Here is a 7,476-nt window from a genome sequence, read left to right as displayed (position 1 = left end):
AGCACCGGCAGAACAAAGATGGAGCAATGCAATCGAGCAGTGAAATAGTTTAAGCTCGCAACCCAAGGGCTTTACTACTGATCGGTGGTAGGGCTACAGGGGGCAGGTCAACTAAAAAAAAGGGGCTACTAGTAGCCCCTTTTTTGCATCAACTTTCCTTCCGTCTCGCTGAAATTTTGAAAGGGCCTACTAGTAGGCCCTTTTTTGTATCAGATCAATATTTCGATCGTATGCCGACTCTATTGCGGCCGAAACACTCAGATCAAGCTGGTATCGCAAACAGTGCCAACCTAACGGACTATCCGTACAAAATAATTCCGTTGAGTACCAATAAACTGGACGTAGTAAGTGAATCGCCCACCCAACACAATCACCGTTTTCCATTGTTTATTTTCTTAATGTACAACTGAATTTTGCGAGACTGTCTGTGACTGATCCCAGAAAATATGTCATGCGCGCAACTGGCGACGTCTATGTATTCACGGGACCTGCACATGAGGACGCCCCCCCGACCATTGGCAAAGGCAAGGCTGGGTACCGCGGCACCTATTCAAGCTTGTCTACGACCCCAATACCCCTCGCGCATGGGCACTCTAGCTGGACAATACAGCCACATCCAGACCCGGCGAGCCAATCAGTCATAAGGAACTGTTTAAAAGGACAGGAATAGAACTGCCAATGCATCGCTCCTATCGCAGCAAAGATTAATCGCGCGGCAGAAAGACTTCGTTCGGGACATTCATTCCGAACAGCTTTGTGGATCGTTTGTCCTTCCATTTGCGAATTCGATTGCGTATAGGGGCGTTTAATGTTGTACCGAAACGCTTGATAAGAGGGTTGAGTGTGCTGCCTTCCACTTCTGATGCCATGAACCGTCCATCCACTATTTTTGAAAGCAGTACTGCGTAGCGCCAAAGGTCAACTGGATTGGTTGCAGTACGCATCTGAGCAGCCCAGTGGCGGGACCACTGATGCCGTTCCATTGCATATTTTGCGCTCCGGTAAGCCGTCTGCAGAAACCCCCGCTCGTTGCTAAGCATCTCGATGGTCTCGACAGCCCAATCTTCATCCGGTGAAAGACCTGCCACCATGACTGCGCGAGCACGATGCGCAGGTTCTGGGCGTTTTCGTCGGTCGATTACATAGTCTTGAAGGACATCGAGGCGGTTTGCCCAGATGGCCGCCAAAACTTCCATGGCTAGGTCGTGGTCGTTGCCGATTCTGTCCAGTCGGCTAAAACGCAGGGCATTCATTTCTACGCAGTCTGCGGCTTCCCATGCTGTAACGGCATCTAGGTCTATCTTGCTCTGGCTGAACGTGACACGCACGTGTGGGGAAGTGGTTCTCAGCATTTTGAACAGTGTCAGGGCCGCTAAGGCATCTCTCTTGGAGATGACCTCGGCGACAACATAAGCGATGTTGTGGACGTTGTTGAGAGACTTGTTATCCAGTTTAAGGAAGAACGCATACCAAGAATCGACAAGTGCTGGAGTCACCTCATCAATATTAGCAATAAGCCCAACGGTGACTGACTGTATGATTATTTGCGCACCAGCCTTGGTTAGATCACGCTCGAATTGGACTGTCGCTTCTTGGCTACGCTTTTGGCGTTCGTACCACGCGTCACCTGTTTCCGAGAAGCGATGAAACTGCGCTTGAAGAGTTTCGTTGTCCGCCTGTTTTTCGGATATATGCAAGACCACCGGCCAATCATAGCCATCAAAGCTCTGCTCAATTTCCGGCAGACTGGTAGTAATCTGAAATTCGGCTGCCCTGTGAATAGCCATAGTGAGACGGCCGGCGATTTCCATTGCAGCGTCAGCCCCAAGTCGTTCGGCCAAGTTCTCATAAGCGGAAAGCGCGATGCGAGCCAGGCACGCCTCAAGGGTGATCATTCCCTGTTCTGCAGCCAACACCAGCGCCTGTGATCCATGAAATATCTCCATCTTGTCTGATACGGAATCAAGTAATGCGGCACTCCAGCCTGATTTTACAAGCCCCGTGAGAAGGACGGGATCGGCTGTAGCTCGGATAAGGGACAGCGCGGACAGGCGGACTAATCTTTCTTGCGAGACCAGAAGGCCGAGTACCAACTCTTTGGTTCGTGCAGTTAAGGGCGTCTGGGAATATTCAGCAAAGCATAGGATACGGAACTGTGCGTCGGTGTTGCACTCCTGCAGCGCCTTGTTGAGTCCTCGCGCCAACCTGTTCGTTTCTACTGGCTGAAAAAGGTAACAAAGGGCCATAAGAATGGTTCCCTTCGGATGAGTGACAAGCGCATCAAATTGGGCATCACCAGCCATATGGGGGAATGCCACGCTAAGTGCATATTGGGCTTGGACCCACGCTTCATTGTTCTTATCTTGGCCAGCGTCTAATACTGCATTGGCAATTTCATGTGCCTTCTCAACATAGAGCGCAGCTACTCGATCATCCAAAGCAACAGTATGGTGTGCGAGCAAGAAGACAGCTTGGCGAAACTCTGGTTGTGCCCTCGTCACAGCCTGATCCGCAAAAGCCCTAAGAACCTCGACCGCTACATCAGAGCGGAATCGAGCAAGCCCTGGCTGCGCATTAGTAAAAAAACTATCGTCATGCGTATGCCCCATAAATTTGTGCAGTTCTGCAGGATTTATTGCCCTATAACTACTAGCTGTTTTATCGATATTCTCAGGAGACTCCGACAATGGATCACATGGGTCTGAAGCGCAATAGTCCTCAATCAGTCGCTAGCCCTTGAAGTGCTCACGGTCTTTTGTTAGTTCTTCTGCAATCTGCTCGGCTTCAAGTGCGTCTCTGCTGTCACCTGTGGCACGTAGGATATATACCAACGCCCAAAGGCCAGTAATTGAAATATCATTCTGGCGCAGCACGATAGCTGCTTTCTGCAATGCATCCTTGGTGGCAGTCCAGTCAGTCAAGTTGAAATGCAAGAGATTGTTAAAATCTTCATGGTGATCGTAAAAACCGCCGTTGAGCGATGCGGCGAAACACCAATTCCTCAGGCTCTCGGCGAAAGGCGCGAGACGTCGACCAGCCAAGATTTGGAAGGCATGGAGATTGAGCTGACTGTAATTGCCACGGTCCTCCCGGACCATCCCGGAAAGAAGGTCTTGCTCCGTTTGCGATAATGATGCCATGGTTTCGAGCAATTTATGTTCGCGCTCTATCCACTTCTTCTTCCGCTCCTCAGCATGTTCTGGGCTATTGGAAACCAGCACCATTCGTTCCGGGGACAATGAATACATATTGAGCCAACGATGAATGGCAACCGTAAGGGCAACTTCAAATGTTTCGTTTCCCTGCAATTCATTTACAGCGTCAGTCAGCCAAGACAAGTTAGAAGTAACATCGCGGGTCAATACAGAATCCTCAAGCGCCTCAAGAAACGCTTCTGGACTGCGATTAAACAAGCTGCGAAATTCTGGATAGCGCACGGCGTCTAGGTTTTGCAACCTAACGAAAGAACGTACCAGTGGCGCCACAATTTCCTTGGGTGCTCCTTCAAGCACGGTCGATAGAATAGCTCCAAGTAGGATGTCGCTCGTTCTGTCTAACGCAGCAATTGGATCGAGAATATTCGAGAGCGCTTCATCAACACTCTTATTTTTCCTTAACGCATCCTTCGCTGTCCTGACCAGCGCTAGTCCCAGAGCTAGCGGCAACCCCTCATCCTTTAGCGAGTACTTATTGGGATTGTCATCCCGCACTTCGAAGAACCGCCCAGCAGATGTAACGACAAATTGCTCACAAAGGGCCTGGTTGGGGCGACCAGCCGTTACACGTGCGGGCATATCGAATTCGCTTAGACTGTCGTTATCTTGCTGCTTGAGTCGCTGAACGATGCTTTCCGCATGTGTGCAGATATCAGCAGAAAACTGCTTGGGTGAAACGGGAATGCCCTCCGTTGCACTCCCGCTACGGATATGCTCAAAAAGTAACCGGCTAACGCTCAACTCACCAAACCCCATGATCTCTTCTGCCTTAAAGAGAGCGGCCGCAACACCAAAAATGCGTGGATTTCTCAGACTACGGACGATGGGTGAATCAAGGGCGGAAATCGAGGTTCCACGCTCGTTCAGAAGCCATTCCAACTCTTCATCGGTCCATTCAGGAACATCGATTTCGACTATCCGGCTGACAAGCTTGCCTTCAAGATTGTCGCAATAGAAGAAACGGCGACAGCTAAAGACGAATCTGCCGCCAAGTTGAGCGACCACCGAACTCATGGTGTCTATGAACCGAAGCCAGTCGACATTTTCACGCTGATTGACTCCATCCATGAGTACAACCAGTCTTGGTAATGACGTCTCAGTGTTGTTTTGCCAGCGATCGAAGTGTCTCAGCCAACGTTCTCTGGCATCGGATTTGCGAGTCTCACTCGTCTGGGTGAGGAGCTTCGTGATTAGGAGGTCTTGGCAATATTCGGGCGACGGCAGGGCATTGATATCGTTGGGAACGATAACTACGGTCAGCGGGCGATTGGGTTGAAGACTCCATGCCTGCGCGAATATCCAAGACTTGCCATTACCGTCGGCACCAAGGAGCGCAGTGACTGCACCGTCAGGTTTGGCGAATACAGCATTGGCCACCTTTGCCCTGAGACTTGTACGATCAAGCGTGCCTGAGATTGATGCATCTATAGGGCTGAGGGCTTGCCCGAAAACGCTACGGGCGACATTCCTGTCAGAGAAAGCCGATGACAGCCAAGCTATGTTGTCTCTTAACGCATAAGCTGGTGCGATGCTAGGCTGCCGCAATTTCGTCCACAGTTCCGCAGATCGCACCTGGTATTGAGGGTGCGACTGAACTTCCGATAATTGCTTTGTAACTTCAGCTTCAATAACCGACGCGTGCTGGGCGATGAACTGTGCAGAAACTCCTGGGGCCATCGCTAATAGAACAGCGAGTTCAGCTAAGCCTGTTTTCGGCCATGCTAGTACCAGCAACTCCATTGAAAGTAGCTCCGCCCCACCTTTTAGAGTAGTGACATGCTGAGCGGGAATGGGGCAGGTTGCTCCCAGAATATAAAGCTCGGTGGTACTAGTCTTGTCCGCAGCGATCTCGAAAATCTTAGTGTAGACTTTGTCTTTAGGGACTGAACCGTCGTAGCGCTTCGCCTCAAACACAATAGATCCGCCATCCAAGGCGGATTGACCATCTCTGCCGTATTGCGAACCTGCGCTTGACAGTGTAAAGCTTCGCTTGGTTAAGTCACTCAAAACGGCGGCCATGAGCCCCTCAAAACCGTCGTCACCATCCGGTTTCAACTTTCGGATGTTTTGGCGCAAACCTTCGATCAGATTGGACATGATTTACTGACTATATTTATTCCCACTAAGGCAGATATTACCCCATTGGATAGACTTGGCTTGTCCGCCTTAGCCAACGGTCTGGTATGTGTTGAGGAGCAGCCGTTACTGAGCAAAGCAAATTGTGACTCTTTTAGCCTGAACTACAGGCATTCCTGTTAAAGCCCTTAAATTGAAAGTTGTTGCACCATGCACCAACAAGGCCATAGGCATGACAACGAAATCATGAGGTGGGGCTGCCACCCAATTCCGGAAAGCAGCCCCTCTCATAATTCACCCTATATGACTTCACTTATGGATAACGAGATTATTCATCACCCCTAGAAAGCCCCTGATTTTCAGCTTGATCAGGATTCGCCTTATGGATCCTACGGCTGCCATAATATGAAGCTCCGATTGTCACCCTGGTATGCCCAGCCCTTTCCATCAGCTTCTGGCTTGCCACATGGAATTCGTCCGGATCTACTTCTGAGAGATTTCCCCCCTTGACTGGCGCATCGATACCCAACAGTCCCTTGAAGCTCTCCTGCATATACTGGTGGCGCAAACCGTGTGCCGAGATATCCTGATCGTTCAAAGTTACCCCGCAACACTTAAGGACATAGTAGAAACGATTTCTTTTCTGCTCCAGAGTCTTGCCTCGCCCCCCAAAGAAGCCTGTCTTTTTGTCCATGATTTCAACAGCACGGTCCAGAAGATTTCGCTGAATGGCATTCTCGATCGGTACCACCCTCGGTCTATCCCCTTTCGTCCCTTCCCTGACGTGGATGAATTCTCCGCTACCGTCCCGACAGGCCAATGGCCGCAACATCATCGCTTCCTTAACCCTCAAACCGAATGCCAGACAGAGCTCCAGCTCGATAGCAACATACTTATCCTTCGCTCGAACCTTCTCCAATATCTGCTGAATATCCACGCCCTTCCCGTCCCAAGACTTGTCTTCACGGGCAACCATCGTCCGCGTCACAGACGCCTTATCATTTACATAGTGAACAGAATTCCGAACCATTCCGGGCTTCCCAATCCATTCACAGAAGCCCCTCATGATTGAAATCTTGTTCTGGATGGTAGAGGGGGACTGCCCCTGTGATTCCAAATATCTGAAAACCGCATGCAAATGCTTTTCTTTCAGACTGCGAACACTCTCAATCTTGAATTTCAGCCTCCAAACGTCCGCGAAGAAGCCTTTGATAACAGTTCTTCTTTTATCTTGACTCCCCTGACCAACCTTCTTGTCCTTATGGACTGCGAGATCTTTGTGCTTCTGAAGCAACACCTCGATTTCGTTATTCAGCCGCTTGGGGATAAAGCCACCGGATTGATAAGTGCTGTTTTTACCGCCTACTCGACCTGGCTTGGCACCAATTGTTTTCGGAGTCGATTGCGTTGTGCTAAATTTATTCATCGAAGCCCCCTCCTCGCAGTGTTGTGCCACCTGCACTCTTGTTGTTGCAGGTGAGTCGTGCACGCATGAGACGCTCACGTTTTGTGGGGGCACCCAATCGCAGCCGAGCCTGATTTGGATCAGGAGCAATCGCAACAACAATGAATCGTTCCATCCACTCTTCTACGCCAACAAAAAGTAATTTCTTTGAACCAGGGATACGCAATATCGGCGGCAAGACCGATGGATTGCGCGATGCGTCAGAATATATCGACGATTTGGATTTTTTTAGAATGACAGAAAGATCGTCAACTGAGTAGGTCTTCATTGAACAAGCCCTTCTCCCGTAAGGGAAAATTTAGCGACTTGTTCCGCCCCCCCTTCGTCGAATTTCTTGGGGGAACGGGCCATCTTAACAAGATGACACAATAAGGCTTAGACCTTGCTTTGAAATGCACTGCGTCTTTAATGTCCCATGCGGGAGACGGGGCGTAGATTATTTCGGACGATTTAAATTGTCAAGTTTGCTTGGTAGATTTAGTTTTAGGTTGCGCCAAAATTTCCCAGAGAATGGTTCGATTAGTTCTTTGCCACACTGTTGCCACACTGAGTATGGCAAAACATGCAAAATAGTGCAAAAGTATGCAAAATAAAAAACCCATCAAACTTTTGATTTGATGGGTTTTAATTGGTGCCGCTTGTCGGATTCGAACTGACGACCTACCGCTTACAAGGCGGTTGCTCTACCAACTGAGCTAAAGCGGCGGTAAATCACGAAAC

Annotated in this window: 4 protein-coding genes and 1 tRNA gene; all 5 read right to left on the bottom strand. The window is 49.7% G+C overall.

Annotated features, from left to right (window positions below; translation table 11 throughout):
* Positions 1–704 precede the first annotated feature (704 nt).
* Entirely contained in the window at positions 705–2,687 is a 1,983-nt protein-coding gene (locus tag ACYPYQ_RS12775; protein WP_459724274.1) for a hypothetical protein, read from the bottom strand.
* Between the two features lie 42 nt (positions 2,688–2,729).
* The gene (locus tag ACYPYQ_RS12770) at positions 2,730–5,312 is read right to left on the bottom strand and encodes a hypothetical protein (protein WP_459724273.1); all 2,583 of its coding nucleotides are present in this window, start codon (positions 5,310–5,312) and stop codon (positions 2,730–2,732) included.
* Positions 5,313–5,619: 307 nt separating this feature from the next.
* The gene (locus ACYPYQ_RS12765; protein WP_459724272.1) at positions 5,620–6,717 is read right to left on the bottom strand and encodes a tyrosine-type recombinase/integrase; all 1,098 of its coding nucleotides are present in this window, start codon (positions 6,715–6,717) and stop codon (positions 5,620–5,622) included.
* Complete coding sequence (locus ACYPYQ_RS12760; RefSeq protein ID WP_459724271.1) at positions 6,710–7,024, bottom strand: hypothetical protein; 315 nt, start codon at positions 7,022–7,024, stop codon at positions 6,710–6,712. The genes ACYPYQ_RS12765 and ACYPYQ_RS12760 overlap by 8 nt, the downstream gene beginning before the upstream one ends.
* 361 nt (positions 7,025–7,385) lie before the next feature.
* A tRNA-Thr gene (locus ACYPYQ_RS12755) sits at positions 7,386–7,461 on the bottom strand.
* Positions 7,462–7,476: the final 15 nt, after the last annotated feature.

It is taken from the genome of Sideroxyarcus sp. TK5 (assembly GCF_054601595.1).
This window is presented reverse-complemented; position numbering and strand designations above follow the sequence as displayed.

Coding starts and splice junctions, on each gene's coding strand:
- ACYPYQ_RS12770 (WP_459724273.1), bottom strand. CDS start 5,312: ATGTCCAATCTGATCGAAGGTTTGCGCCAAAACATCCGAAAGTTGAAA.
- ACYPYQ_RS12765 (WP_459724272.1), bottom strand. CDS start 6,717: ATGAATAAATTTAGCACAACGCAATCGACTCCGAAAACAATTGGTGCC.
- ACYPYQ_RS12760 (WP_459724271.1), bottom strand. CDS start 7,024: ATGAAGACCTACTCAGTTGACGATCTTTCTGTCATTCTAAAAAAATCC.